The sequence below is a fragment of the Streptomyces aquilus genome, assembly GCF_003955715.1.
GTDB classification, from domain to species: Bacteria; Actinomycetota; Actinomycetes; order Streptomycetales; family Streptomycetaceae; genus Streptomyces; species Streptomyces aquilus.
In genome coordinates this window covers 6,368,414-6,390,640 of sequence record NZ_CP034463.1, presented here as the reverse complement: position 1 = coordinate 6,390,640, position 22,227 = coordinate 6,368,414, and the positions used below count along the sequence as shown (strand labels likewise).

Sequence of the window (22,227 nt, the reverse complement as noted above, 5' to 3'; positions counted from 1 at the left end):
ACGTAGGCGAAAGCTCCAGGAACCGCCGGGAGACACACGGAATCAATCCCGTATATCGGTCATATTTACTCCTAGTCTGACATTGCGCTCGCCCATCCTGTCCACAGGACTTGCGCACCTGTCCCCCTTCGACTAACCCGCGCTCTCTCGGCTCTGGGAAGGACGGTCCACGCCATGCCCGCAGATCTCGCCGTCATCGGACTCGGCCCCTACGGACTGCCCCTCGCCCAGGCGGCCGTGGCCGCCGGAATCCCCACGCTCGGTTACCGCACCGGCCCCGAGGCCGGCTCGCTCAGCCCCGCCGAACTGCGCCGGATGCTCTCGGGGGGCTTCCGGCCGGCCACCTCGCCCGCCGAGCTCGGCCGGGTGCGTACGGCGGTCATCTGCGCGCCCACCCCGCGCGGCGCGGACGGCGGCCTCGACCTCACCCAGGTGGAGTCCGCGGCCCGTACCCTCGCCGCGCACCTGCGCCCGCACACCACGGTCATCCTGGAGTCGCCGGTCCCGCCGGGCACCACCGAGAACTTCCTGCGCCGGCTCCTCGAAGAGGGCTCCCGCCTGCGCGCGGGCCGCGACTTCCATCTCGCGTACTCGCCCAGCCGGGTCGACCCGGGCAACCGCGACTTCACCCCGGCCAACACCCCCAAGGTGATCGGCGGTCTGACCCCGGCCTGCACCGAGTCCGCGGCCGCGTTCTACTCGCGCCTCACCGACAAGGTGGTACGCGCGCGTGGACCGCGCGAGGCGGAGACGGTCCAGCTCCTGGAGACGAACTTCCGGCACGTCAACATCGCCCTCGTCAACGAGATGGCCGTCCTCTGCCACGACCTCGGCGTCGACCTGTGGGACGTGGTCCGCTGCGCGGAGACCAAGCCGTTCGGCTTCCAGACCTTCCGCCCCGGCCCCGGCGTCGGCGGCCACTCGGTCCCGCAGGACCTGACGAGCGCCCCCGTCGGCCGCGGCCTGCGCATGGTGGAACTCGCCCAGCAGGTCAACAGCCAGATGCCGCGCTACGTGGTCCAGCGCGCCGCCACCCTCCTCAACGAGCACGGCAAGTCCGCGCGCGGCGCCCGCGTGCTGCTCCTCGGCGTGACGTACAAGCCGGACCTCGCCGACCAGCAGGCCACTCCCGCGCGCGAGATCGCGGTACGGCTGATGGAACTCGGCGCCTCGGTCAGCTACCACGACCCGCACGTCCCGTCCTGGAACGTCCTGGACCGCCCGGTCCCCCGCGCGGACTCCTTCTACGAGGCCGCCGCCGACGCGGACCTCACGATCCTGCTCCAGCACCACCGCACGTACGACCTCCAGGGCCTGTCGGTGAAGGCACAGCTCCTGCTGGACACCCGGGGTGCCACCCCGACCGGAGCCGCACACCGCCTCTGAGCCGATACCGATACAGCCGATACAGCCGACGGCACGCGAAAGGGCCCGCCCACCTCCCCGGTGGACGGGCCCTTCCACAGCGTGGCGTCTACCGCTTGTGCTGCGAGTCCGCGACCGTCACCTCGACGCGCTGGAACTCCTTGAGCTCGCTGTAGCCGGTCGTGGCCATGGCCCTCTTCAGCGCGCCGAAGAAGTTCATGGAGCCGTCCGGGATGTGCGAGGGGCCGGTCAGGACCTCCTCGATGGTGCCGACGGTGCCGAGGTCGACCTTCTTGCCGCGCGGCAGCTCCTCGTTCACCGCCTCCATGCCCCAGTGGTGGCCGCGACCCGGCGCGTCCGTGGCGCGGGCCAGCGGGGAGCCCATCATCACGGCGTCCGCGCCGCAGGCGATGGCCTTGGGGAGGTCGCCCGACCAGCCCACGCCACCGTCGGCGATCACGTGCACGTACCGGCCGCCGGACTCGTCCATGTAGTCGCGGCGGGCCGCCGCCACGTCCGCCACCGCGGTCGCCATCGGGACCTGGATGCCCAGCACGTTGCGCGTGGTGTGCGCGGCGCCGCCGCCGAAGCCGACCAGGACGCCCGCGGCACCGGTGCGCATCAGGTGCAGGGCCGCGGTGTAGGTGGCGCAGCCGCCGACGATCACCGGGACGTCGAGCTCGTAGATGAACTGCTTCAGGTTCAGCGGCTCGTGGGAGCCCGAGACGTGCTCCGCGGAGACGGTCGTACCGCGGATGACGAAGATGTCCACGCCGGCGTCGACCACGGCCTTGGAGAACTGCGCCGTGCGCTGCGGGGAGAGCGCGGCCGCCGTGACCACGCCGGAGTCGCGCACCTCCTTGATGCGCGCGCCGATCAGCTCCTCCTTGATGGGGGCGGAGTAGATCTCCTGGAGGCGGCGGGTGGCCGTCTCCGCGTCGAGCTCCGCGATCTCGTCGAGCAGCGGCTGCGGGTCCTCGTACCGCGTCCACAGGCCTTCGAGGTTCAGCACGCCGAGGCCGCCGAGCTCGCCGATGCGGATCGCGGTGGCCGGGGAGACGACCGAGTCCATGGGGGCGGCCAGGAACGGCAGCTCGAAGCGGTAGGCGTCGATCTGCCAGGCGATCGAGACCTCCTTCGGGTCGCGCGTACGACGACTCGGGACGACGGCGATGTCGTCGAAGGCGTACGCCCGGCGGCCGCGCTTGCCGCGCCCGATCTCGATCTCAGTCACGTGTGTGGCCTTTCCCTGATGCGTTGCAGCGCCTTCCAGTATCCCCGACGCATACGACAAGGGCGGCCCCGGATGCTCCGGGACCGCCCTCGTGAAGCCTGGCGACTACTTACGGCTGTAATTCGGCGCCTCGACCGTCATCTGGATGTCGTGCGGGTGCGACTCCTTGAGGCCCGCCGAGGTGATCCGGACGAACCGGCCGTTGTCCTGGAGCTCCGGGACGGTACGGCCGCCGACGTAGAACATCGACTGGCGCAGGCCGCCGACCAGCTGGTGGACGACCGAGGAGAGCGGGCCGCGGTAGGGCACCTGGCCCTCGATGCCCTCGGGGACCAGCTGCTCGTCGGAGGCGACGCCCTCCTGGAAGTAGCGGTCCTTGGAGAAGGACTTGCGGTCGCCGCGGGACTGCATCGCGCCGAGCGAGCCCATGCCGCGGTACGACTTGAACTGCTTGCCGTTGATGAACAGCAGCTCGCCCGGGGACTCCTCGCAGCCCGCGAGCAGCGAGCCCAGCATCACGGTGTCGGCGCCCGCGACGAGCGCCTTGGCGATGTCGCCGGAGTACTGGAGGCCACCGTCGCCGATGACCGGGACCCCGGCCTCCTTGGCGGCGAGCGAGGCCTCGTAGATGGCGGTGACCTGCGGGACGCCGATGCCGGCGACGACGCGGGTCGTACAGATGGAGCCGGGGCCGACGCCGACCTTGATGCCGTCCACGCCGGAGTCGATGAGCGCCTGGGCTCCGTCACGGGTGGCGATGTTGCCGCCGATGACGTCCACGCGCGTGTGGTTGGACTTGATCTTGGCGACCATGTCGCCGACCAGCCGGGAGTGGCCGTGCGCGGTGTCGACGACGATGAAGTCGACGCCCGCCTCGATCAGCGCCTGGGCGCGCTCGAAGGCGTCACCGGCGACACCGACCGCGGCACCGACGAGGAGCCGGCCCTCGGCGTCCTTGGCGGCGCTCGGGTACTTCTCGGCCTTGACGAAGTCCTTGACGGTGATGAGGCCCTTGAGGACACCCTCGTCGTCGACCAGCGGAAGCTTCTCGATCTTGTGCTTGCGCAGCAGCTCCATGGCCTCGACGCCGGAGATGCCGACCTTGCCGGTGACCAGCGGCATCGGCGTCATGACCTCGCGGACCCGGCGGGAGCGGTCGCTCTCGAAGGCCATGTCGCGGTTGGTGACGATGCCGAGCAGCTTCTTGCCCGGGTCGGTGACCGGGACGCCGCTGATGCGGAACTTGGCGCACAGCGCGTCGGCCTCGGCGAGCGTGGCGTCCGGGTGCACGGTGATCGGGTCGGCCACCATGCCGGACTCGGAGCGCTTGACGAGGTCGACCTGGTTGGCCTGGTCCTCGATGGAGAGGTTGCGGTGCAGAACGCCGACGCCGCCCTGGCGGGCCATCGCGATCGCCATGCGCGACTCGGTGACCTTGTCCATGGCGGCGGACAGCAGCGGGATGTTCACCCGCACGTTCTTGGAGACGTACGAGGCGGTGTCGATCTCGTCGGGAGCCATGTCCGACGCGCCCGGCAGCAGCAGCACGTCGTCGTAGGTCAGCCCGAGCGTCGCGAATTTGGCGGGCACTCCGTCGACGTTTGCAGTCATGACACCTTCCCCAATGGCCTTGATCGGTGCGGATGTCCATGCTAACGGGAAGGAAGGGTCCCGAATTCCACGGTTCCGTCCTGCTACCGGCTTCGTATCTTCGTACGGAACCGAGGCAGGGCCTGTTCACCGAAGCCACAAACAGCGGGCCCTACTGCTCGGCCAGCGCCCGCAGCCTGCTCAGCGCACGGTGCTGTGCCACCCGCACCGCGCCGGGTGACATTCCCAACATCTGTCCCGTCTCCTCCGCCGTCAGCCCCACCGCGATCCGCAGCAGCAACAGCTCCCGCTGGTTCTCGGGGAGGTTGGCCAGCAGCTTCTTGGCCCATTCGGCGTCACTGCTGAGCAGCGCCCGCTCCTCGGGCCCGAGCGAGTCGTCGGGCCGCTCCGGCATCTCGTCCGACGGCACCGCCGTCGAGCCGGGGCCCCGCATCGCGGCACGCTGGAGGTCGGCGACCTTGTGGGCGGCGATGGCGAACACGAAGGCCTCGAAGGGCCGGCCGGTGTCCCGGTAACGCGGCAGCGCGAGCAGCACCGCGACACAGACCTCCTGCGCGAGGTCCTCCACGAAATGACGCGCGTCGCCGGGGAGCCGGGACAGCCGCGTACGGCAATAGCGCAGCGCCAGTGGGTGGACATGGGCGAGCAGGTCGTGAGTCGCCTGCTCATCCCCGTCGACGGCGCGATGGACAAGCCCACCGATCACCGTCGTCTCGTCCTCGCGCATCGGTCCATGGTGCCTTGCGGCCGATTCATCCGTGGCACCGCGTCCGATGTTGTGCACCGAAGCGTTATGAGCAGGTGCGCCGGAACTCATCCCCTGCGCCCTCCCCTTCCGCTCGACCGACTCGTCCCCGAGAGACTCCACACCTCAAGGATGCGGCATCGGCGCCGAAACCAGCACCGGGCACGATGACCCGCGCCCCATAGGGGCGCGGGGAACTGCGCGACCAGCCACGACGCACCCGCAGCCGAGTTCTCAGCGAACCAGACCCCAACGGAACCCAAGAGCGACGGCGTGCGCCCGGTCGGACGCACCCAGCTTCTTGAACAGTCGCCGAGCATGCGTCTTCACGGTGTCCTCGGACAGGAACAGCTCCCGCCCGATCTCCGCGTTGGACCGCCCGTGGCTCATCCCTTCGAGCACCTGGATCTCACGCGCGGTGAGCGTGGGCGCCGCCCCCATCTCGGCGGACCGCAGCCGGCGCGGAGCAAGTCGCCACGTGGGGTCGGCAAGAGCCTGCGTCACGGTCGCCCGCAGCTCCGCACGCGAGGCGTCCTTGTGCAGATACCCGCGGGCGCCGGCGGCAACGGCCAGCGCGACCCCGTCCAGGTCCTCCGCGACGGTGAGCATGATGATGCGCGCACCGGGGTCGGCGGACAGCAGCCGCCGCACGGTCTCGACGCCGCCCAGTCCGGGCATGCGTACGTCCATCAGAATGAGGTCCGAGCGGTCGGCGCCCCAGCGGCGGAGGACTTCCTCGCCGTTGGCCGCGGTCGTCACGCGCTCGACGCCGGGCACGGTCGCGACCGCGCGGCGGAGCGCCTCTCGGGCAAGCGGGGAGTCGTCGCAGACGAGGACGGATGTCATGGCCGCCCTCCGCAGCTGATGCACGTCACCTTGAGCCTCCAGGCTGGTACGAAATGTCACCTGTGCGGTCGACCGTCCCGGACGCCTGCCCGAGCACTTGTTGCTTCAACCGCCTCCGCACTCTCAACGACGGTCACTCGAAAGAGTTACGGGGCTGTGCGCCGTCTTCGGCACTCTACGTGAGGGTGCGGACACGGTGCAGACATGCGCGGCGGACCCACAACGTTTCATCACAACCGGTGCCCCATTCGGCCCTATTTCTTCCCATTTACTGGTGTCTGAGGCTAGATTCGCAATGAGTCATATTTTCATCTCCTTAGATCGTAGATGTACGGTCGTGGACACCGTATCCGCCGCAGAACGGCTACAAGGGGTCACGTAATGGCAGATTTCTCCCGCCTTCCCGGACCGAACGCGGACCTGTGGGACTGGCAGCTCCTTGCTGCCTGCCGCGGGGTCGACAGTTCGCTCTTCTTCCATCCGGAGGGAGAGCGCGGTGCGGCGCGGAGTGCTCGTGAGAACTCGGCCAAGGAGGTCTGCATGAGATGCCCGGTGCGCGCGCAGTGCGCGGCGCACGCGCTGGCGGTGCGAGAGCCGTACGGCGTGTGGGGCGGGCTGACCGAGGACGAGCGCGAGGAGCTCATGGGCCGGGCGCGCAACCGCCTGGTGACGGCGTCGTCGTCGAGTGGCGGGCACGCCGTCTCGAACAACTGAAGGAACGTTTCTCCAAAAGGGGCACGCGCACGTCTCCAAAAAGGGCACGCGCACGCGTGCCCCTTCGCTTTCCCGCTACGGCTGCTTGCGCCCCGCCGCCCGCTCCAGCTGGTCCAGCGTCGCCGCCACGGCCGGCACCTGGGCCAGGTCGGGCAGGGTCAGCGCGACGATCTCCCGGCGCACGGCCGGTTCCAGGGTGACCGTGCGCGCACCGCGCGGCCGTACCGACTCGATGGCGAGCTGCGGCAGGACGGCGACGCCCAGGCCGGCGCCGACCAGACCCACCACGGCCGGATAGTCGTCGGTCGCGAAGTCGATGCGGGGTGTGAAGCCGGCGCCCTCGCACACCTCCACCAACTGGCCGCGGCAGCGCGGGCATCCGGCGATCCAGGGCTCGCGCGCGAGTTCCCCGATGGCGACGGACCCGGCCCGCGCGAGCCGGTGCCGCTCGGGTACGAGGGCGACGAGCCGGTCCCGCAGCAGGGGCCGTACGACGAGGTCCTCCCACTCGTCGCCGCCGCCCGCGGCGCCTTCGTACCGGAAGGCGAGTGCGACGTCGCAGTCGCCCTCTCTCAACATCTCGACGGACTGCGGCGGTTCGGCCTCCTCCAGGGAGACGCGGGTGCCGGGGTGCGCGGCGCGCAGGGCGGCGAGGGCGGTGGGGACGAGGGTGGAGCTGCCGCTGGGGAAGGAGACCAGCCGCACCCGGCCGGCGCGCAGGCCGGCGATGGCGGCGACCTCCTCCTCGGCGGCGGTGAGCCCGGCGATGATTCCGGCGGCGTGCCGGACGAGTGCCTCGCCCGCCTGGGTCAGCCGCATCTCGCGGCCGCTGCGGATGAGCAGCGGGGTGCCCACGGACGCCTCCAGGGCCTTCATCTGCTGGCTGACGGCGGGCTGGGTGCAGCCCAGCTCGCGGCCGGCGGCCGAGAAGGAGCCGGTGGCGGCGACGGCACGGAGAACGCGCAGGTGACGAGCTTCGATCACCCTTCGAGGATAAGCCAGGCTTTGATACGACGCCGAATAATGCGTAGCGGCTTTGACGGCGGCCGCCTACCGTGCCGTCCATGAAGCTTCTGTCGGTGAATCTGGGCCGGGCCAAGGCCGTGTCGTACACGGACAACCCGGAGGGGGTGACCGGGATCGACAAGCAGCCGGTGGCGGGGCCGGTGCGGGTGGCGGCGCCCGGGCCGAAGGGGATCGGCGGCAGCGGGCTCGCCGGGGACGACGTGTGCACGCGGCAGCATCACGGCGGGGACGACCAGGCGGTGTACGCCGTCGCGCGCGAGGACCTGGACGACTGGGAGCGCGAGCTCGGGCGGACGTTGGCCAACGGCGCCTTCGGGGAGAACATCACCACCCTCGGTCTGGACGTGTCCGGGGCGCTCATCGGTGAGCGCTGGCGGATCGGGCCCGAGGTGGTGCTGGAGATCACCAGTGCGCGGATTCCGTGCGCGACCTTCCAGGGCCACGTGGGTGAGCAGCGGTGGGTGAAGCGGTTCACCGCCAAGGGGGCGCCGGGGGCGTATCTGCGGGTGATCGAGCCGGGCGAGTTCCGGGCCGGGGATCCCGTCGAGATCGTGCACCGGCCCGACCACGACGTGACGGTCGCACTGTCCTTCCGGGCGACGACCACCGAGCGCGCCCTGCTGCCCCGGATGCTCGCCGCGGGGGACGCGCTGCATCCGGAGGTGCTGCGGTCGGCGCGCGCGTATGTGGAGAAGTACGGGATGTCCGACGCCTGACGGTCGTCGGACGCTGTCGGTCCGGGTCACTAACCTTGCGCCATGACAACGGCATTGATTACGGGATCGACCGCGGGCATCGGTGCCGCGTTCGCACGACGGCTGGCGGCTGACGGGCACGACCTGGTGCTGGTGGCCCGCGACACCAAGCGGCTGCGCGAGCAGGCCACCGAGCTGCACGACCGGCACGGCGTGGAGGCGGAGGTCCTCACCGCGGACCTGGCCACCGACGACGGCATCGAGTCGGTCGCCGAGCGGCTCTCCGACCGCCGCCGCCCCGTCGACCTGCTGGTCAACAACGCCGGCTTCGGCAACAAGGGCCGCTATCTCGACGTCTCCATGGCCGACGAGCTGCGGATGCTCAAGGTGCACTGCGAGGCGGTGCTGCGGCTGACGTCGGCCGCGGCGGAGGGGATGCGGGAGCGCGGGCGGGGCGGTGTCGTCAATGTCGCGTCCGTGGCCGCCTTCGTGCCGCGCGGGACGTACGGCGCCTCCAAGGCGTGGGTCGTGCAGTTCACGCAGGGGGCGGCCAAGGATCTCGCGGGCAGCGGGGTGCGGTTGATGGCGCTGGCCCCCGGGTTCGTGCGTACCGAGTTCCATGAGCGGGCCGGGATGGGGACGGACAACATCCCCGGGTGGATGTGGCTCGACGCGGACAAGCTGGTGGCGTCCGCGCTCGGCGACCTTGCCCGGGGGAAGACGTTGTCGATCCCCGACCCCCGGTACAAGGCGCTGATGGGCGTGGTGAAGGTGGTGCCGCGCGGGCTGCTCGGCGGGATCAGCTCGAAGACGGGGCGGAAGTACGGCCCGCAATAGCGGAAGTACGGCCCGCGATAAGGGCCTCTTACGCGACCGGCCTCAGCGTGACGTCCGGGCGGAGTTCGGCGAGGAGGTGCGCGACCGTGGCGCCGATGGCCTCGCTGTGCGCCGCGTCCTCGCCCGGGCAGCCGAGCACGACCAGGAGCGCTTCCCCGCTGTCGGGGGCGAGTTGGCGGCTCGCGGCGTCGCAGTCGCGGCGGCCCAGCCAGGCGAAGGGTTCCTCGACGGCGCCGTCCGGGTCGGCCAGACCGTAGAGCAGGTCGCCGGCGGGGACGGGCTTGGACTTGGTGGAGAAGGCGGGGACGATCCGCTCGGTGCCGGCCGCCCGGGTGACGACGAGGTCGCTGCCCTCGTCCTCCTTGAACAGGCTGTGCAGTCCGATGCCCGCGCCGTGCCGCAGCGTCGCCATGCTCACCGCGTCGACGACCGCGCCGTGCGAGCGCCAGCCGCGGCTGCGGACGCCCTCGCGCAGCCGCTCACCGGCGGGCGTCGTGCCCTCGTAGCCGAGGTCGGCCAGCAGCTTCCGGTACCCCGCGGGGAGTTCCGGGGCGTCCTGCTCCCAGGCCCCGGCGGCGGCCTCGGCGCTCAGACCGTCGTCCGCGCGCAGCAGGGGCTGGTCGGAGGTCAGCTTCCAGACCCGGACGTGGTGCAGACCGAGGCGGAGGGCGGACGGGGAGGTGATGAGGCGCATGTGTCGTCTTCCAGGTGGTTCAGCGGGGTGTGGGGAGGATCGGGCACGACGGAGGTCCCGGTGTGCCCGGTGCCGAAGGAGCCGTACAGCAGGGCGTGCGGCACCCTGCCGTCGAGGAGTTGGGCGCGGCCGACCCCGGCCCGGACGGCCCGCAGACAGCTCTCCAGTTTCGGGGCCATGCCGCCGGACAGGTCGGGCAGCAGTTCCGCCGCCCGGGTGACGGTCAGGCGTTCGACGATCCGGTCCCGGCGCGGCCAGTCGGCGTACAGGCCCGGTACGTCGGTGAGGATCACGAGGTGGTCGGCGCGCAGGCCGGCCGCGAGGGCGGCGGCGGCGCTGTCGGCGTTGATGTTGTAGACCTGTCCGTCCGTGCCGCGGCCGATGCCGGTGACCAGCGGGACCAGACCGCTGTCGGTGAGGGCGCGCAGGACGTGGGTGTCGACGTCGGTGACGTCGCCGACGAGGCCGATGTCGACCTCGTCGCCGTCCAGGACGGCGAGCCGCTTGGCGGCGGTGAGCAGCCGGGCGTCCTCGCCGGTGATGCCGACGGCGAGCGGGCCGTTCTCGTTGAGCAGGCCCACGAGATCGCGTTGCACCTGGCCGGCCAGCACCATCCGGACCACGTCCATGGTCTCGGGGGTGGTGACGCGCAGGCCGGCCGTGAAGGTGACGGGCAGGCCGAGCTTCTCCAGGTGCGCGTTGATCTGCGGGCCGCCGCCGTGCGCCACGACCAGCCGGACGCCGGCGCGGTGCAGCCGGGCGACGTCCTGGGCGAAGGTGCGCAGCAGGTCCCGGTCCGCCATGGCGCTGCCGCCGAGCTTGACGACGACGGTGCGGTCTCGGAAGGGACGAAGGTCAGGGATGCCGTCCATGTCAGAACGCCGTGATGCCGGCCGGGGCCCGTTCCGCGCGGCTGAGGGCGCGCAGTACGGCGGACTGGCCGTGACGGCGCAGCGCCAGCCGGGTCAGCAGGCCGACGGTCGCCTCGACGGCGGGTCCGGGCAGCTCGGGGGTCGGGATGCCGGCGCTGAACGCCAAGTCGTCCGTGTGCACGACCAGTTCCATCAGACGGGTCGTCAGGAAGTCGTCGAGGCTCAGCGCGTAGTCGCCCCACACCGGCAGCCGTACGGCCCGGTCGGGCTCGGCGGGCAGCCGGGTGCGCAGGGCGCGTACGGTGTCGGCGGCCCGGTCGGCCAGCGCCCGCACGCCCTCGGCGCCGGCGTCCTCACCGCCGCGTCGGATACGGGCGTTGGCCTCGTCGTGGAGACCGGCGTCGATCCAGCGGACGCGGGCGTAGTAGTCGTCGAGGCCGATGACCGGCTGGGTGGGGGCGGGTTCGTCGAGGACGGCCGGAAGGAAGAAGACCTGCCAGGCGAGATGCCCGGCGAGCCCGCCGACGCTCCACTCGTCGAGCGCGCTCGGCTCCTTCCAACGAGCAGCCAGCGCAGGGTGGTTGAGCAGATCCACCGCCACGTCGGCGGCATCGAGGTACGCGCCGGTGATGCGGCTCATCGCGGCAGCCTTTCGGTGGGGTTGACGCGCGTAGCGGGAAGCGCGGGGACGGGGATGCGGGTGCGGTTCCAGGTGCGGGGTGTGGCCGTCTGCTCGGCCATGACCTCGTCGAAGGCCTCGCGGAGGCGGGCCACCCCGGTGGTCAGGGTGTCCGCGTCCAGGGCGAAGGGGAGGCGGAGTCGGTTCTCCAGGGTGCCGTCGGCGCCGAACCGCGGGCCGGGCAGCACCTGGACGCCGTGCCGCCCGGCGGCCAGCGAGAGCTTGGTGCTGATCTGCGCGCCGAGATCCACCCACAGGCACAGTCCGCCGCGCGGCACCGTGAACCGCCACTGCGGCAGCTGAGCGCGCAGCACGTCGGTCAGGGCGGTGCGCTGGGCGATCAGTTCCGCGCTGCGGGCGCGCAGGAGCTCGTCGTACATCTCGAAGAGCCGGCAGGCGATGAGCTGCTGGACCAGGGGATTGCCGGGGTCGCTCGGGCCGCGGACGGCGACCAGGCGGGAGATGACCGACTTGGAGGCGCGCACCCAGCCGACCCGGAGCCCGGCCCAGACGGTCTTGCTGAGCGAACCGATGCTGATGACGGCGCCGGGTCTGCCGTACGCGGCCATCGGCGGCGGCAGCGGGCCCGCGTCGAGGTTGACCTCGGAGAGCGTCTCGTCCACGACCACGTAGGTGCCGCTGCGCAGCGCCGCGTCGACGACGGCACGGCGTGCGGGCTCGGGCATGACCAGGCCGGTGGGGTTGTGGAAGTCGGGCATCAAGTAGGCGACGGCGGGCCGGGGTTGGCGCAGGGCGCTCTCGACGAGGTCGATGTCCCAGCCGGCGTCGTCCAGGCCGACCGGCACCGGCCGGGCACCGTGGCTGCGGATGGCCTCCAGGGCGTTGGGGTAGGTCGGGCTGTCGATGAGGACCGGTTCCCGGGGCCGGACGAGGAGCCGGAGCAGCAGCCCCCAGGCGTGGTGGGCGCCGACGGTGACCATGATCTGGTCGGCGGTGGTGCGCACCCCGCGTGCCGTGTAGTGGTCGGCGATGGCCTGCCGCAGGGCGGGCAGCCCGACGAGGTCGTAGCCGTGGCCGTCGGAGTGGCGGGCCATGCGGGTGGCGATGTCGGCCACCGCGAGGCTGAACGCCGGTTCCGGTGCGGGCAGTGACGCGCAGGTGAGGTCGATGTGCGTGTCGACGGCCTGCCCCGGCACCCAGGACAGGGCCCGCGGCGCCCGTTCGGCGCCGTCGGGCAGGGCCGCGTAGCTTCCCGCGCCCTGCCGGCTGCGCAGATAGCCCTCCTCGCGCAGCCGCTGGTAGGCCGAGGCCACGGTGTTCCTGCTGATGCCCCAGGCCGCGGCCAGGGTTCGTTCGGCCGGGATCCTGGCCGCCACCGAGAGGCGGCCGTCCAGGATCAGTGCTTTGAGCGCCTGCGCCAGGTCCATGTACGCGGTGCCCTGTCGCCAGTCGCCGAGCAGTCTTGCCAATTGGTCCGCGTTCACCTTTTGGGCGACGTCGTCCCTCATTGCGGTCCCCCCGCTAGTCAGGTTCGTTTTCCTGCCAGCGGGAGTCTTGGCCGAGAACAGCGCCACTACAAGATCTTTTGGAAAGTTTTCACGATCGGGAAATACTCCGGCCAACGTTGTCACTCACCGTCCCATTTGCGGAGAGCGGGGAGTGCAAACGCCGCGACGAGCAGGGACAGGATGCCGCCGATGATCCAGGGAGCGACGAGTCCCAGCCAGTCCGCGACGAATCCGCCGACCAGCGCGCCCAGCGGCATCGCGCCGAAGGCGAACATCCGCCCGGCGCCGCTGACCCGTCCCATCAGCTCGTTCGGGATGAGCCGCTGACGTACCGACCAGGACACGACGTTCCACATCGACAGCGCGATCGAGAAGAGCGTGAACAGGGCGACCACGGTGACCGGATCGCGTCCGACCAGGCCGATCGCCAGCCAGGCCAGGGGGCACACGACCTGCACGCCGATGGCCACCTGCCGGGCCCCGAAGCGGTCCACGACCCGGTTGCTGACCAGCCCGCCGATCACCCCGCCGATGGCCATCGCGGCCAGCAGCAGACCGTAGCCGCGGTCGCCGATGCCGAGGACGTCGTGGGAGAAGAGCACCAGCGTGGCCAGGGCCATCGACTCGCAGAAGTTGCCGGAGCCGGCGATGAGCGTGAGGGTGCGCGGCAGCCGGTTCTTGGCCAGCCAGCGCAGTCCCTCGGCGATCTCGGTGCGCATCGCGGTCGGCTGCTCGGGGCGGGGCGGCCGGCCGGTGGCGCGGATTCGAGACAACAACAGCAACGACACGAAGAACGCGATCGCATTCAGCCAGAACGGCAGCGGAATAGCGAACGCGAACAGGGCGGCGCCCAACGGCGGCCCGGCAAATTCTCGGGAAACCGAGGCGGTCGCCACCAGGCGTCCGTTGGCTGCTTCCAGATGGTCCGACTTCACCAGAGTCGGCACCAGGGCCTGGCTGGCGCCGGTGAACAGGATCTCCGCGCAGCCCACTCCGAAGGCCAGCACGTAGAGCATCCAGATCTGCGCCAGGTCGAAGGTGGCGATGACGGCGACCACCACGACCAGGGCCACCTGCGCGGCCTGCGCGCCGACCATGAGCCGGCGCCGGTCGAAGCGGTCCACGATCGCACCGCCGATCAGGGCCAGCAGCAGCCAGGGCAGGGTGCGGGCGGTGGCGACCCCGGCGACCAGGCTGGGGTCGCTGGTGAGCGACTTGGCCAGCAGCGGGATCGCCGCCACGAGCGCGCCGTCGCCGAGGGTGGCGATCAGGTCGGCCGACCACAGGAGCCGGAACTCCCGGCCCATGCCCTCGCCCTGGACGGCCTTCTTGTCCTCGGCGTCCGTCGCGTCGGGCGCGTCCGGCACGGACAACTCGCTCATGACAGGCAGATCCTCAGCTCGAGTAGTGGAAGACGCCGGCCGTCCGGGTCTTGTCGTTGGCGCTGATGCCGATGACGGCGCTGTCCCCGGCGGGCAGCACCCGGGCGTAGGCGCCGGCGTGTCCCCGCGGGAGGTAGAAGAAGCCCCAGGCGGCCTGCCAGTGCTCGACCGCGCCGGTGAGCGGGTCGACGACCGGTTCGGGCCGCGGGGTGACGCGTTCCTGGAGCACGCAGCCGCCCTCGGCGGCCTCGCGCACCGCCCGCCACCACTCCCCCGCGTCGGTCTCCCAGCCGGCCACGACGCCCTTGCCGCCGTAGAGCCCGTTGGGCTTGAGGATCAGTTCGGTACGGCGGTCATGGCAGCGCGCGACCAGGTCCGCGTCGGCGAGGAAGCCGTCGCCGTGCAGCACCCGCGTCCACGGCAGCACCCGGTCGATCACGGCCTGCTCGTCGGCGCTGAAGCGGTCCCGGTACCGGGTGTCGGAGAGCAGGGCGAGGCAGCCCTTCTCGCAGTAGAGGTTGCTCTCCAGCGGGGTCCACAGGACGACGGTGCCCACCTCGTGGGCCCGGCACAGCGGTTCCACCAGGGCCATGGCCTCGGGGTCGAGATAGACCTGGTCGGCCTCGAAGCAGCGGTAGACCACGTCGACGGGGGTGCCGTCCAGGTACGGCTTGTCGTGGCGGAAGGTGATCTGGCCGATCTCGCCGATCCGGAAGTCCAGGCCGAAGCCCCGCATCAGCTCCCGCAGCGGCTGCCAGGTCGCGCCCCACCGGTCGAGGCCGCCGGGCCCTTCGAGCAGCGCCACGACGGGATCGCCGCCGCCCGCCGCCACGGCCGCCCCGGCCTCGCGCAGCGCGTCGGCGAGGACGCGCCCGGTGTGGGTGTAGCCGAGGCCGTGTCCGGCGGCGAAGGACGCGAAGGCGGCGTCCTCTTCCAGCAGGACCCGGGGGATCTCCCCGGCCCGGTCCCAGCCGCCGACCTCGCTGCCGATGCCGAACTCCAGGAGCTTGAAGGCGGTGCCGTCGTGATAGACGTCCGCCCGCCCGGCGTGCGGCGGGGCGCCGCCGCCCAGCCTGCGCATCACCGCGCCGCGCCGCTCGTCCAGGCCCAGGGCGGCGCAGAAGGCGTCGAGATCACCGTCGTAGAGCCGTTCGGGCAGGGAGGTGAGCAGGCCCAGCATGCGGTCCAGGTCGGCCGCGAAGCCGTGCAGTTGGTCCTTCTCCACGAAGAGGGGGCGGGAGAGGTACTCGCCGGGCCAGTCGGCGAGCGAGGGTGCCCGGCGCAGGGTCGGGGCGGAGTCGGGGCGTACCGCGGACTCGTTGTAGGCCCGGGTGACCGCGTCCGTCATCGCACCAGCTCCCTCGCTGTGACGCCGTCCGCGGCGAGGGTGTCGCCGAGCAGGACGGTGCCGGGGCGGGCGACCGTGGCGTAGACGCCGAAGGTGCCGGCCGAGGCCCGCACGAGGGAGCGCAGGATCTCGCGGTCCTTGGGCAGGTTCCGCTGCGGCTGGGTCACCATCACGCAGCGCTGGGTGGGCTCGGTGACGTCCAGGAGGACGTTGCCGATGGCGGTGCGGGTGCCGAGGAAGGCGTCCTCGGCCGGTCCGTGCTCCGGCGCGCTCAGCAGGACGTTGGGGCGGAAGCGGCGGACGTCCCAGGTGCCGTCGGGGTGGCGGGCGCCGGCCGTGCGCAGGGCGCCCTCGCTCAGCAGGTGGACCGGGGCCTCGTCGACGAACTTGCCGGCGGGCAGGTCGAAGGTGGACAGGGACGACGGCTCGGCCGGGTCCTTGCGGTACTCCTCGACCGTGTGCACCCGGCCGGTCTGGCGGCGCAGCCCCACGGCCTGGCCGAGCCAGTCGCTGAGGATCGCGTCCGCGTCCGGGTCGGCGGTGGTGAACCGCCGCCCGTCGGGCAGGGTCAGTTCGGCCCCGGCCTCGTGACGGCGGGCGGTGGCGTCCAGCAGCCGGGGTTCCCGTTTGGCGGTGAGCACGCGGTCGGTGGCCGCGACCACCACCGCGAACTCACGGTCGCCGACCACCCCGCTGGGGCCGAGGAAGAGCCGGTCCGTCTGCTCGCCGCCCATGGACTTCACCGGGTAGCGCCACAGCTGCACGGCCTTCGGTGCCGGGCTCACAGGTCCAGCACCAGGTCGGTCACCGGCTGCGAGATGCACAGCAGCACCTCCCCCTCGTCGGGGTCGCCCTGCGGCGGCACGTGGTAGCGGACGGTGCCGCGCTTCAGGCGTACGGCGCACGTGCCGCAGACGCCCGCCCAGCACAGCGACTTGGTCTCCACGCCGTTGTCGTCGGCGAACGGCAGCAGGGAGTCGTAGGAGCCGTCCCAGCCGAACTCGGCGGCGCTGCGGTCGAAGGTGACCCGGAGCTCGGTCAGTGCCGCCAGGACCTCGACGCCGTCGTAGCCGCCGACGGTGGCGCGGCCCAGGGCGACGGACTCGCGGGCGGGGTCGACCAGGGCGAGGCGGGCGGCGGGCAGCAGGGCCGGGTCGACGGGCTCGAAGCCGTAGCGGGCGAACCACGCGGAGGTGGTCTTGGAGAAGACGAGCACCTCCGCGAACCCCTCCGCGTGGGCCGCGCCGACCATGCTGGCCAGCAGCAGCCGGCCGAGGCCGAGGCCGTGCCGCTTCTCGTCGACGGCGACGTTGTAGATCTCGGCGAGCGCGTCGAAGCCGCGCAGGCCCGCGCAGCCGACGACCTCGCCGTCGGCCTCCAGGACCCGGAAGTCCTCGGAGAGGGTCTCGAACAGCGCGCGCTCGCGCACGAGGAGCTGACCGGTGTCCATGAAGGGCAGCGACAGCCGGTACATCGCCTCGGCGTCCTCGGCGCGCGCCCGGCGGAACCGGACGTCGACGAACTCCTCGCCGCCACGGCTGAGTTGGACGTCGACCACCTTGCTGGTGTTCAGGTTGATGGCCATGGCCGCTACACGTACGACTCGAGCGAACCCTGGCGGCGTACGTCCAGGGAGCAGCAGTGGAAGCCGCCGCCGAAGGTGCGCCCGTGGCGGTAGGGCACGGGTACGGCGGTGAAGCCCTCCTTCTCCAGCTGGCGGGCCAGTTCGGTCTGGCGGGCCGGGACGATCACCGTCTCCTCGTTGACGGAGAGGATGTTCATGCCGATCCAGGTGGAGGCGCGCGGCCAAGTGAGGCCGTAGCCGTCGTCCTCGGGCTCGTCGAACCAGATGATCTTCCAGTTCCGCAGCGGTGCCGGGATGGTCTCCGGGGTGAGCCGGCCGGCGTTGGCCAGGAGCACGCCGGGGCGCAGGATGTGCAGGGTGGTGCCCACGTGGTCGTCGCAGATCGAGATCTCGTGGACGGTGAACTCGGACCCGAGCACCCGGCGCAGCCAGGCGGCGCCGGTGCGGTTGCCGGTGTTGCTGACGTTGAAGAACAGATCGCTGCCCGCACGCAGCAGGTTCGCGGCGTCGAACAGCGGCTCGATCTCGGCGAGTACGGGGGTGTCGCCCTCGTAGGCGTAGGTCGCGTCGGCGAGGCGGGGGCGCGGGGCGGCGAGCCAGTTGGCGCCGGAGGCGAAGTACTCGGAGAGCAGGCCGCGGAACGGGAAGGTCTCGGTGTAGCGGGCGCGGACCGGCATCGGCGCCTCGATGATGTTCTCGCCGACCACCAGGAGGCAGTCGCGGGGCATCAGCGAGTGGTTGGCGGTGGTGGTCCAGTCGGCGACGGTCAGCGGGGAGCCGTGGACGGCCGGGGCCGGGCGGCGGACGGTGACGCCGAAGGAGGTCAGGGTGTCGGCGAGCGCCTGGAGGTCCTCCTGGGTCTCGTCGATGATCCGGGCCAGGTCGGCCTCGGTGACCTGGTCGCCGGTGTGGTCCTCGGGCAGCCCGAAGAAGTGGCGCAGCGAGGCGTCCGCGTCCGGGATGTGGAAGTGCTCGGCACTTCCGATCACGATCTCCTCAAGCTGTCCGAAGTCGTTGAACGACCTGACGGAGCTCACGGCGTTTCCTTTCGCTGTGCCGGTGCCGGACGGGTCAGCGAGAGACCGAACGGCTGGTCAATGGACATGAGTTCGACGTAGTTGACGTTGACGTGCGCCGGGGTGCGATGGGCCCACAGCACGGTGTCGGCGACGTCCTCGGGCGCGAGCGGGCGGATGCCGTCGTAGAGCGCGTCGGCGCGGTCCTGGTCGCCCTTGAAGCGGACCAGCGCGAACTCGCTGCGCACCATGCCGGGGGCGATACAGGTCACGCGGATGCCGGTGCCCTGCACGTCGACGCGGAGGTTGGCGGACAGGTGGTGGACGAACGCCTTGGTGGCCGCGTACACGTTGCCGCCGAAGAAGGGGTACTCCGCGGCCAGCGAGCCGAGGTTGATGATGTGCCCGGCGCCGGTGCGGCGCATCGCCGGCAGCACGGCCCGGATGCCGTGCAGGACACCCGAGACATTGGTGTCGATCATGGTGTCCCAGTCCTCGACGGCCCCGTCGTGCAGGGCGCCGAGGCCGAGCGACAGCCCGGCGTTGTTGACGAGCGCGGCGATCTCGCCGCCGTCCGCGAGCAGCGCGTCGACGGCCAGGGCGACCGAGTCGCCGTCGCGTACGTCGGCCCGCTCGACGCGGATCAGTTCGGGCCCGAACGCGGCCACCAGGTCGTCGAGTCGCTCCACGCGCCGGGCGAGCACGGCCACCGGCAGCCCCTCCTTGAGGAACCGCTCCGCCACCGCCCGCCCGATCCCGGCCGTACCGCCGGTGATCACGGTCCATTTGGTCATGGGGTGCTGCTCTCCTCAGAGGCGACCGGGTCACGGTCCGCCGTAAAGGCCGTCGGGGCGGGATGGAAGGGGCACGTCCAGCCCTCCGGGACGGGGCGGCCCGAGTACTGCGCGGCCTCGGACGCGGCCCCGAACTCGGACAGGTTGGGGTTGAGTGAGCCCTGGAGCTCCAGCTCCCGCTCCCTGACCTGGCCCTGGATGCGCTGGTAGATGCCCTTCTCCTTCAACCGCCCGAACTGGAGGTGGGAGTTGAAGACGAGGGTGGGCTGCGGGAAGCGGCGGGTGATCCGGGAGGCGCCCGGGTGCAGGCCGACCACGAAGAAGGCGTGGCCGCCGACGCTGAAGCCGAACCGCTCCGACGCCGGGTCGGGATCGACCGACGGGTCCCAGGGAAACACCCCGGTGTCCAGGTCGTGCAGGTCCTGGAGCTGCTTCCACAGCAGCTCCTCGAACTCCGTCTCGTCCGTGTCCGCCGGTCCCGAGAAGGTCGCGGCGAACGTCGCCATCAGCGGGTCGATGTCCTCACGGCGTGCGGCGAAGTCGGCGAGCGCCGCGTGCAGTTCGGTGGTCGTCCCGGGGTCGGCGAGCCGGCCGAAGTGACGGTGCACGAGCGTGCCGCGCAGCTGCGCGCTCTTGCCCGCCACACAGGAGAACTCCGGCCCCAGCAATTTCTCCGTCAGTTGCGCCGCGGCCCGCTCGGACGGGTTCTCCGTCGCTGGTTCCGCGGCATCGGCCGGCGGGTTCTCCGCCGACCCCTCCCCGACTTCCCCCGTCGGACGACGGCTGGTGCCAAGCACTGGTATCCCCCTTAGTCGCCCTGCTTCTGCGGTACCGGTTCGGCGACGACCCGGTAGGTCCGCATGACCGTCAGCGCCGCTTCGCGCACGGTCGCGTGATCCACGCCGCGCAGCCGGAACCGGCCGCCGATGTGGTCGTAGCCGCCGGTGCCGTCGAAGACCGTGCCGATGTCCGGCAGGACCTCCGCGTAGACCTCCGGGACCTCGCCCAGCAGCGGTGTCCTGGACACCACCCGGCAGGGCAGCGGACGCGGTTCGGGCACGCTGACCCAGCCGCCGCCCGGCGTGTTGTCGTACTCCTCGGCGGCCTTCAGCGGCGGCAGGCCGAGCGTGGCGCGGAACGCCTCGCCGAACAGGTCGATGCCGAACAGGTCGCGGTGCACGAACCCGACCTCGGCGCCGCCGGGCCGCAGGCCCACCTCCAGGAAGACCAACTCCCCCTGCTCGGTGGCGAACAGCTCCAGATGGAAGGGCCCGTCGTCCAGGCCCAGCGCGTCGAGGCAGGCGTCGGCGAAGCCGGTCACCCGGTCCCGCTCCGGCCCCGGGTCGAGCAGCACCGAGCCGAGCGGCAGGCCGTCGAGGAAGTCCAGGCAGGTGTTGAGATAGCCGGAGGCGCTGACGAAGTGCGGTTTCCCGCCGCGCCGGATGCCGTCGACATGCAGGACCCGGCCCTCGATGTACTCCTCGCACTCGTACGCCGCCGGATCGACCTCGGCCAGCGCACGCGCCAGCGCCGCCGCGTCGTCCGCCCGCACCACCCCGCGCGAGGACCAGCCGTCGCGCGGCTTGAGGATCACCGGCAGCCCGAGCTCACCGACGATCTCCTCGGCCGTCGTCCCGGCGTCCAGATCACAGAACCTCGGCACCCGCAGCCCGGCGGCACCGACCAGCTCCTTCATCCGCGGCTTGTCACGGAACGCCGTGACGAAGTCGGGCCGCCAGCCGGGCACGCCCAGCGCGACGCGCAGCCGCGCCGCGGTGAGCACGTCGTACTCCGACAGCCCCACCACACCGTCGAACGCGCCGTACCGCGCCACGAGGCGGCGGGCGATCGGCAGGACGGTGTCGAACTCCAGGTCGTCGACGACGACCAGGTCCAGAGCACTGTCGGCGTCCAGGACCGGCACGCCGTACGGGAGCGTCACGTACGCCAGTCGGCAGCTGCCGGGCTCGACGAACCGGTGGTACTCGCCGAACTCGTCGTCGTACCGGTTGAGAACCAGATAGGTGGGGCTACTCAACGCGCACCTCCCGGCCGAGCGCCTCGATGCGCTCCAGGGCCGCCGTGTGCGACTCGGCCGCGAAGACCACATGGCCGAGCAGCGCCCGGAAGTCCTCGGCGGGCGGGATCTCCTCGCCCTCCCGGTAGTAGACGGAGACCTCCAGCACATCGGGGGCCTCGCGCAGTTCCTCGGCGCCGGCGACCCGGTGGAAGGTTTCGAGCCCCTCCGCGGTGAAGCAGTGGATGGCCGCGGTCTTGGCCCGCGGGGCCGTGAACGCGCCCAGCTCGGCGGGGTCCTGGCCGGTGTAGTGGGCCAGCATGATCCGGGTCAGCGAGGTGCCCGTGGCGAGCTCCACCAGATGCGGGATGCGGTGTCCGGCGAGCCGGGCGCCGATCTCGATCAGCACCGGGTCGCCCTCGGGCAGCCGCAGTTCGCAGTGGAAGATGCCGAGGGGGATGTTGAGGGCCCGGCACAGGTCGACGACGTACGCCTCGATCCTGGCCCGGGTCTCCGGGTCGGTCTCGTGCTGGACGACCATGCCGATCTCGACGAAGTGCGGCTCGGGGCCGAGGAGTTTCGTGGTGAGGGCCGAGATGACGACCTCGCCGTCGGTGACGTACCCCTCGACGCTGATCTCGGGACCGGCGACGTACTCCTCCAGGAGCACCCGCCCGTCCAGGCCGCGGCCCGCGTCGGTGCGGGTGTCGGAGACCAGCCAGTCGTAGGCGCGCCGCAGCCCGTCCTCGTCGTCGACCCGGCTGACGTGCACACTGCCGGCCGAGGCGGCGGGCTTGAGCACGGCGGGGTAGCCGACGTGGGCCGCGGCGGCGAGCAGTTCGTCGAGGCCGGACGCCTCCGCGTAGCGGGGCACGCGCAGGCCGGCGGCCGCGGCGCGGGCCCGCATGACGGACTTGTCGCGCAGCGCCGCCACCGTCTCCACCGGCAGACCGGGCAGACCGAGCCGGTGCGCGAGGCGGGCGACGCTGTCCACGTAGAACTCGAAGCCGGGCAGGATGCCGGTCAGCGGCCGGCGCCCATGGGCCTCGGTCACCACCTCGGTGAGCGCGGCCTCGTCGTTGGTGTCGACGACCAGCAGCTCGTCGATGTACGCGCGCAGGGTCTCCGGGATGGTGCGGTCACCACTGTGGTGGGAGGCCACGACGACCTCGAAACCCTGCTGGTGGGCGGCGAGGATCAGACCGTTCGCCGAGGACATCGGCTCGACGACCAGAATTCTCTGTGCAGACATGATGAGTGTGTTTCTCCGCTCTGGCCGACGGACGGCCCGGAATTAC

22 protein-coding genes are annotated in these 22,227 nt (G+C 71.6%); 4 read left to right on the top strand and 18 right to left on the bottom strand.

Translation table 11 applies throughout. The features are described from left to right. Positions 1 to 174: 174 nt before the first annotated feature. Positions 175 to 1,386 carry a nucleotide sugar dehydrogenase gene (locus EJC51_RS29565; RefSeq protein ID WP_126273846.1) on the top strand — a complete coding sequence of 404 codons (1,212 nt, stop codon included), beginning with the start codon at positions 175 to 177 and terminating at the stop codon, positions 1,384 to 1,386. 88 nt (positions 1,387 to 1,474) lie between these two features. On the opposite strand, the gene EJC51_RS29560 is transcribed toward EJC51_RS29565, so the two are convergent. From EJC51_RS29560 to EJC51_RS29545, 4 genes are all read right to left on the bottom strand, one after another. Then, positions 1,475 to 2,599 carry a GuaB3 family IMP dehydrogenase-related protein gene (locus EJC51_RS29560; protein WP_059192856.1) on the bottom strand — a complete coding sequence of 375 codons (1,125 nt, stop codon included), beginning with the start codon at positions 2,597 to 2,599 and terminating at the stop codon, positions 1,475 to 1,477. A gap of 105 nt (positions 2,600 to 2,704) precedes the next feature. Continuing rightward, positions 2,705 to 4,210 (bottom strand): IMP dehydrogenase, encoded by a 1,506-nt coding sequence (gene guaB, locus EJC51_RS29555; protein ID WP_126273845.1) that lies wholly within the window; start codon positions 4,208 to 4,210, stop codon positions 2,705 to 2,707. A 151-nt stretch (positions 4,211 to 4,361) separates the two neighbouring features. Then, the gene (locus EJC51_RS29550; RefSeq protein ID WP_373559684.1) at positions 4,362 to 5,027 is read right to left on the bottom strand and encodes a sigma-70 family RNA polymerase sigma factor; all 666 of its coding nucleotides are present in this window, start codon (positions 5,025 to 5,027) and stop codon (positions 4,362 to 4,364) included. Positions 5,028 to 5,189: 162 nt separating this feature from the next. After that, positions 5,190 to 5,801 (bottom strand): response regulator transcription factor, encoded by a 612-nt coding sequence (locus EJC51_RS29545; protein WP_003948568.1) that lies wholly within the window; start codon positions 5,799 to 5,801, stop codon positions 5,190 to 5,192. A gap of 381 nt (positions 5,802 to 6,182) precedes the next feature. Here EJC51_RS29545 and EJC51_RS29540 point away from each other — a divergent pair, with 381 nt between their 5' ends. Continuing rightward, positions 6,183 to 6,515 carry a WhiB family transcriptional regulator gene (locus EJC51_RS29540; RefSeq protein ID WP_126273844.1) on the top strand — a complete coding sequence of 111 codons (333 nt, stop codon included), beginning with the start codon at positions 6,183 to 6,185 and terminating at the stop codon, positions 6,513 to 6,515. 75 nt (positions 6,516 to 6,590) lie between these two features. Here the strand turns inward: EJC51_RS29540 and EJC51_RS29535 are convergent, their stop codons facing one another. After that, positions 6,591 to 7,499 (bottom strand): LysR family transcriptional regulator, encoded by a 909-nt coding sequence (locus EJC51_RS29535; protein WP_126273843.1) that lies wholly within the window; start codon positions 7,497 to 7,499, stop codon positions 6,591 to 6,593. Between the two features lie 80 nt (positions 7,500 to 7,579). Between EJC51_RS29535 and EJC51_RS29530 the strand changes: the two genes are divergently transcribed. Further along, a complete protein-coding gene (locus tag EJC51_RS29530) occupies positions 7,580 to 8,257 on the top strand; it encodes an MOSC domain-containing protein (RefSeq protein ID WP_126273842.1) in 678 nt (225 codons plus the stop codon). Positions 8,258 to 8,299: 42 nt separating this feature from the next. Beyond that, the gene (locus tag EJC51_RS29525) at positions 8,300 to 9,073 is read left to right on the top strand and encodes an SDR family NAD(P)-dependent oxidoreductase (protein WP_126273841.1); all 774 of its coding nucleotides are present in this window, start codon (positions 8,300 to 8,302) and stop codon (positions 9,071 to 9,073) included. A gap of 28 nt (positions 9,074 to 9,101) precedes the next feature. Here the strand turns inward: EJC51_RS29525 and EJC51_RS29520 are convergent, their stop codons facing one another. The 13 genes from EJC51_RS29520 to EJC51_RS29460 form a co-directional block, all read right to left on the bottom strand. Next, positions 9,102 to 9,767, bottom strand: coding sequence for a hypothetical protein (locus EJC51_RS29520; protein ID WP_126273840.1), 666 nt, complete (start codon positions 9,765 to 9,767; stop codon positions 9,102 to 9,104). Next, on the bottom strand, positions 9,701 to 10,639 hold the full coding sequence (argB, locus tag EJC51_RS29515; RefSeq protein ID WP_126273839.1) for an acetylglutamate kinase: 939 nt from the start codon (positions 10,637 to 10,639) through the stop codon (positions 9,701 to 9,703). The genes EJC51_RS29520 and argB overlap by 67 nt, the downstream gene beginning before the upstream one ends. A 1-nt stretch (position 10,640) precedes the next feature. Beyond that, positions 10,641 to 11,279 carry a maleylpyruvate isomerase N-terminal domain-containing protein gene (locus EJC51_RS29510; protein ID WP_126273838.1) on the bottom strand — a complete coding sequence of 213 codons (639 nt, stop codon included), beginning with the start codon at positions 11,277 to 11,279 and terminating at the stop codon, positions 10,641 to 10,643. Further along, a complete protein-coding gene (gene yczR, locus EJC51_RS29505) occupies positions 11,276 to 12,787 on the bottom strand; it encodes a MocR-like transcription factor YczR (RefSeq protein WP_126273837.1) in 1,512 nt (503 codons plus the stop codon). The genes EJC51_RS29510 and yczR overlap by 4 nt, the downstream gene beginning before the upstream one ends. Before the next feature lie 119 nt (positions 12,788 to 12,906). Further along, positions 12,907 to 14,169 carry an MFS transporter gene (locus EJC51_RS29500; protein ID WP_126273836.1) on the bottom strand — a complete coding sequence of 421 codons (1,263 nt, stop codon included), beginning with the start codon at positions 14,167 to 14,169 and terminating at the stop codon, positions 12,907 to 12,909. A gap of 13 nt (positions 14,170 to 14,182) precedes the next feature. Beyond that, the gene (locus EJC51_RS29495; RefSeq protein WP_126273835.1) at positions 14,183 to 15,517 is read right to left on the bottom strand and encodes a hypothetical protein; all 1,335 of its coding nucleotides are present in this window, start codon (positions 15,515 to 15,517) and stop codon (positions 14,183 to 14,185) included. Continuing rightward, the gene (locus EJC51_RS29490; protein WP_126273834.1) at positions 15,514 to 16,302 is read right to left on the bottom strand and encodes an MOSC domain-containing protein; all 789 of its coding nucleotides are present in this window, start codon (positions 16,300 to 16,302) and stop codon (positions 15,514 to 15,516) included. Before EJC51_RS29490 ends, EJC51_RS29495 begins: the two co-directional genes overlap by 4 nt. After that, positions 16,299 to 17,102, bottom strand: a complete 804-nt coding sequence (locus tag EJC51_RS29485; RefSeq protein ID WP_126273833.1) for a GNAT family N-acetyltransferase — start codon at positions 17,100 to 17,102, stop codon at positions 16,299 to 16,301. The genes EJC51_RS29490 and EJC51_RS29485 overlap by 4 nt, the downstream gene beginning before the upstream one ends. A gap of 5 nt (positions 17,103 to 17,107) precedes the next feature. Next, complete coding sequence (locus EJC51_RS29480) at positions 17,108 to 18,139, bottom strand: inosamine-phosphate amidinotransferase 1 (RefSeq protein WP_126273832.1); 1,032 nt, start codon at positions 18,137 to 18,139, stop codon at positions 17,108 to 17,110. After that, positions 18,136 to 18,912 carry an SDR family NAD(P)-dependent oxidoreductase gene (locus tag EJC51_RS29475; protein ID WP_126273831.1) on the bottom strand — a complete coding sequence of 259 codons (777 nt, stop codon included), beginning with the start codon at positions 18,910 to 18,912 and terminating at the stop codon, positions 18,136 to 18,138. The genes EJC51_RS29480 and EJC51_RS29475 overlap by 4 nt, the downstream gene beginning before the upstream one ends. Further along, entirely contained in the window at positions 18,909 to 19,709 is an 801-nt protein-coding gene (gene gntA, locus EJC51_RS29470; RefSeq protein WP_208870749.1) for a guanitoxin biosynthesis heme-dependent pre-guanitoxin N-hydroxylase GntA, read from the bottom strand. The genes EJC51_RS29475 and gntA overlap by 4 nt, the downstream gene beginning before the upstream one ends. A gap of 11 nt (positions 19,710 to 19,720) precedes the next feature. Continuing rightward, positions 19,721 to 20,950 (bottom strand): ATP-grasp domain-containing protein, encoded by a 1,230-nt coding sequence (locus EJC51_RS29465; RefSeq protein ID WP_166682917.1) that lies wholly within the window; start codon positions 20,948 to 20,950, stop codon positions 19,721 to 19,723. Continuing rightward, positions 20,943 to 22,181, bottom strand: a complete 1,239-nt coding sequence (locus EJC51_RS29460) for an ATP-grasp domain-containing protein (protein WP_126273829.1) — start codon at positions 22,179 to 22,181, stop codon at positions 20,943 to 20,945. Before EJC51_RS29460 ends, EJC51_RS29465 begins: the two co-directional genes overlap by 8 nt. Between the last annotated feature and the right edge of the window lie 46 nt (positions 22,182 to 22,227).

Excerpts from the sequence above, each read along its gene's own strand:
- EJC51_RS29565 (WP_126273846.1), top strand. The coding sequence starts at position 175 with ATGCCCGCAGATCTCGCCGTCATCGGACTCGGCCCCTACGGACTGCCC.
- guaB (WP_126273845.1), bottom strand. The coding sequence starts at position 4,210 with ATGACTGCAAACGTCGACGGAGTGCCCGCCAAATTCGCGACGCTCGGG.
- EJC51_RS29550 (WP_373559684.1), bottom strand. The coding sequence starts at position 5,027 with ATGAGTTCCGGCGCACCTGCTCATAACGCTTCGGTGCACAACATCGGA.
- EJC51_RS29545 (WP_003948568.1), bottom strand. The coding sequence starts at position 5,801 with ATGACATCCGTCCTCGTCTGCGACGACTCCCCGCTTGCCCGAGAGGCG.
- EJC51_RS29540 (WP_126273844.1), top strand. The coding sequence starts at position 6,183 with ATGGCAGATTTCTCCCGCCTTCCCGGACCGAACGCGGACCTGTGGGAC.
- EJC51_RS29530 (WP_126273842.1), top strand. The coding sequence starts at position 7,580 with ATGAAGCTTCTGTCGGTGAATCTGGGCCGGGCCAAGGCCGTGTCGTAC.
- EJC51_RS29525 (WP_126273841.1), top strand. The coding sequence starts at position 8,300 with ATGACAACGGCATTGATTACGGGATCGACCGCGGGCATCGGTGCCGCG.
- EJC51_RS29520 (WP_126273840.1), bottom strand. The coding sequence starts at position 9,767 with ATGCGCCTCATCACCTCCCCGTCCGCCCTCCGCCTCGGTCTGCACCAC.
- argB (WP_126273839.1), bottom strand. The coding sequence starts at position 10,639 with ATGGACGGCATCCCTGACCTTCGTCCCTTCCGAGACCGCACCGTCGTC.
- EJC51_RS29510 (WP_126273838.1), bottom strand. The coding sequence starts at position 11,279 with ATGAGCCGCATCACCGGCGCGTACCTCGATGCCGCCGACGTGGCGGTG.
- yczR (WP_126273837.1), bottom strand. The coding sequence starts at position 12,787 with ATGAGGGACGACGTCGCCCAAAAGGTGAACGCGGACCAATTGGCAAGA.
- EJC51_RS29500 (WP_126273836.1), bottom strand. The coding sequence starts at position 14,169 with ATGAGCGAGTTGTCCGTGCCGGACGCGCCCGACGCGACGGACGCCGAG.
- EJC51_RS29495 (WP_126273835.1), bottom strand. The coding sequence starts at position 15,517 with ATGACGGACGCGGTCACCCGGGCCTACAACGAGTCCGCGGTACGCCCC.
- EJC51_RS29485 (WP_126273833.1), bottom strand. The coding sequence starts at position 17,102 with ATGGCCATCAACCTGAACACCAGCAAGGTGGTCGACGTCCAACTCAGC.
- EJC51_RS29475 (WP_126273831.1), bottom strand. The coding sequence starts at position 18,912 with ATGACCAAATGGACCGTGATCACCGGCGGTACGGCCGGGATCGGGCGG.
- EJC51_RS29460 (WP_126273829.1), bottom strand. The coding sequence starts at position 22,181 with ATGTCTGCACAGAGAATTCTGGTCGTCGAGCCGATGTCCTCGGCGAAC.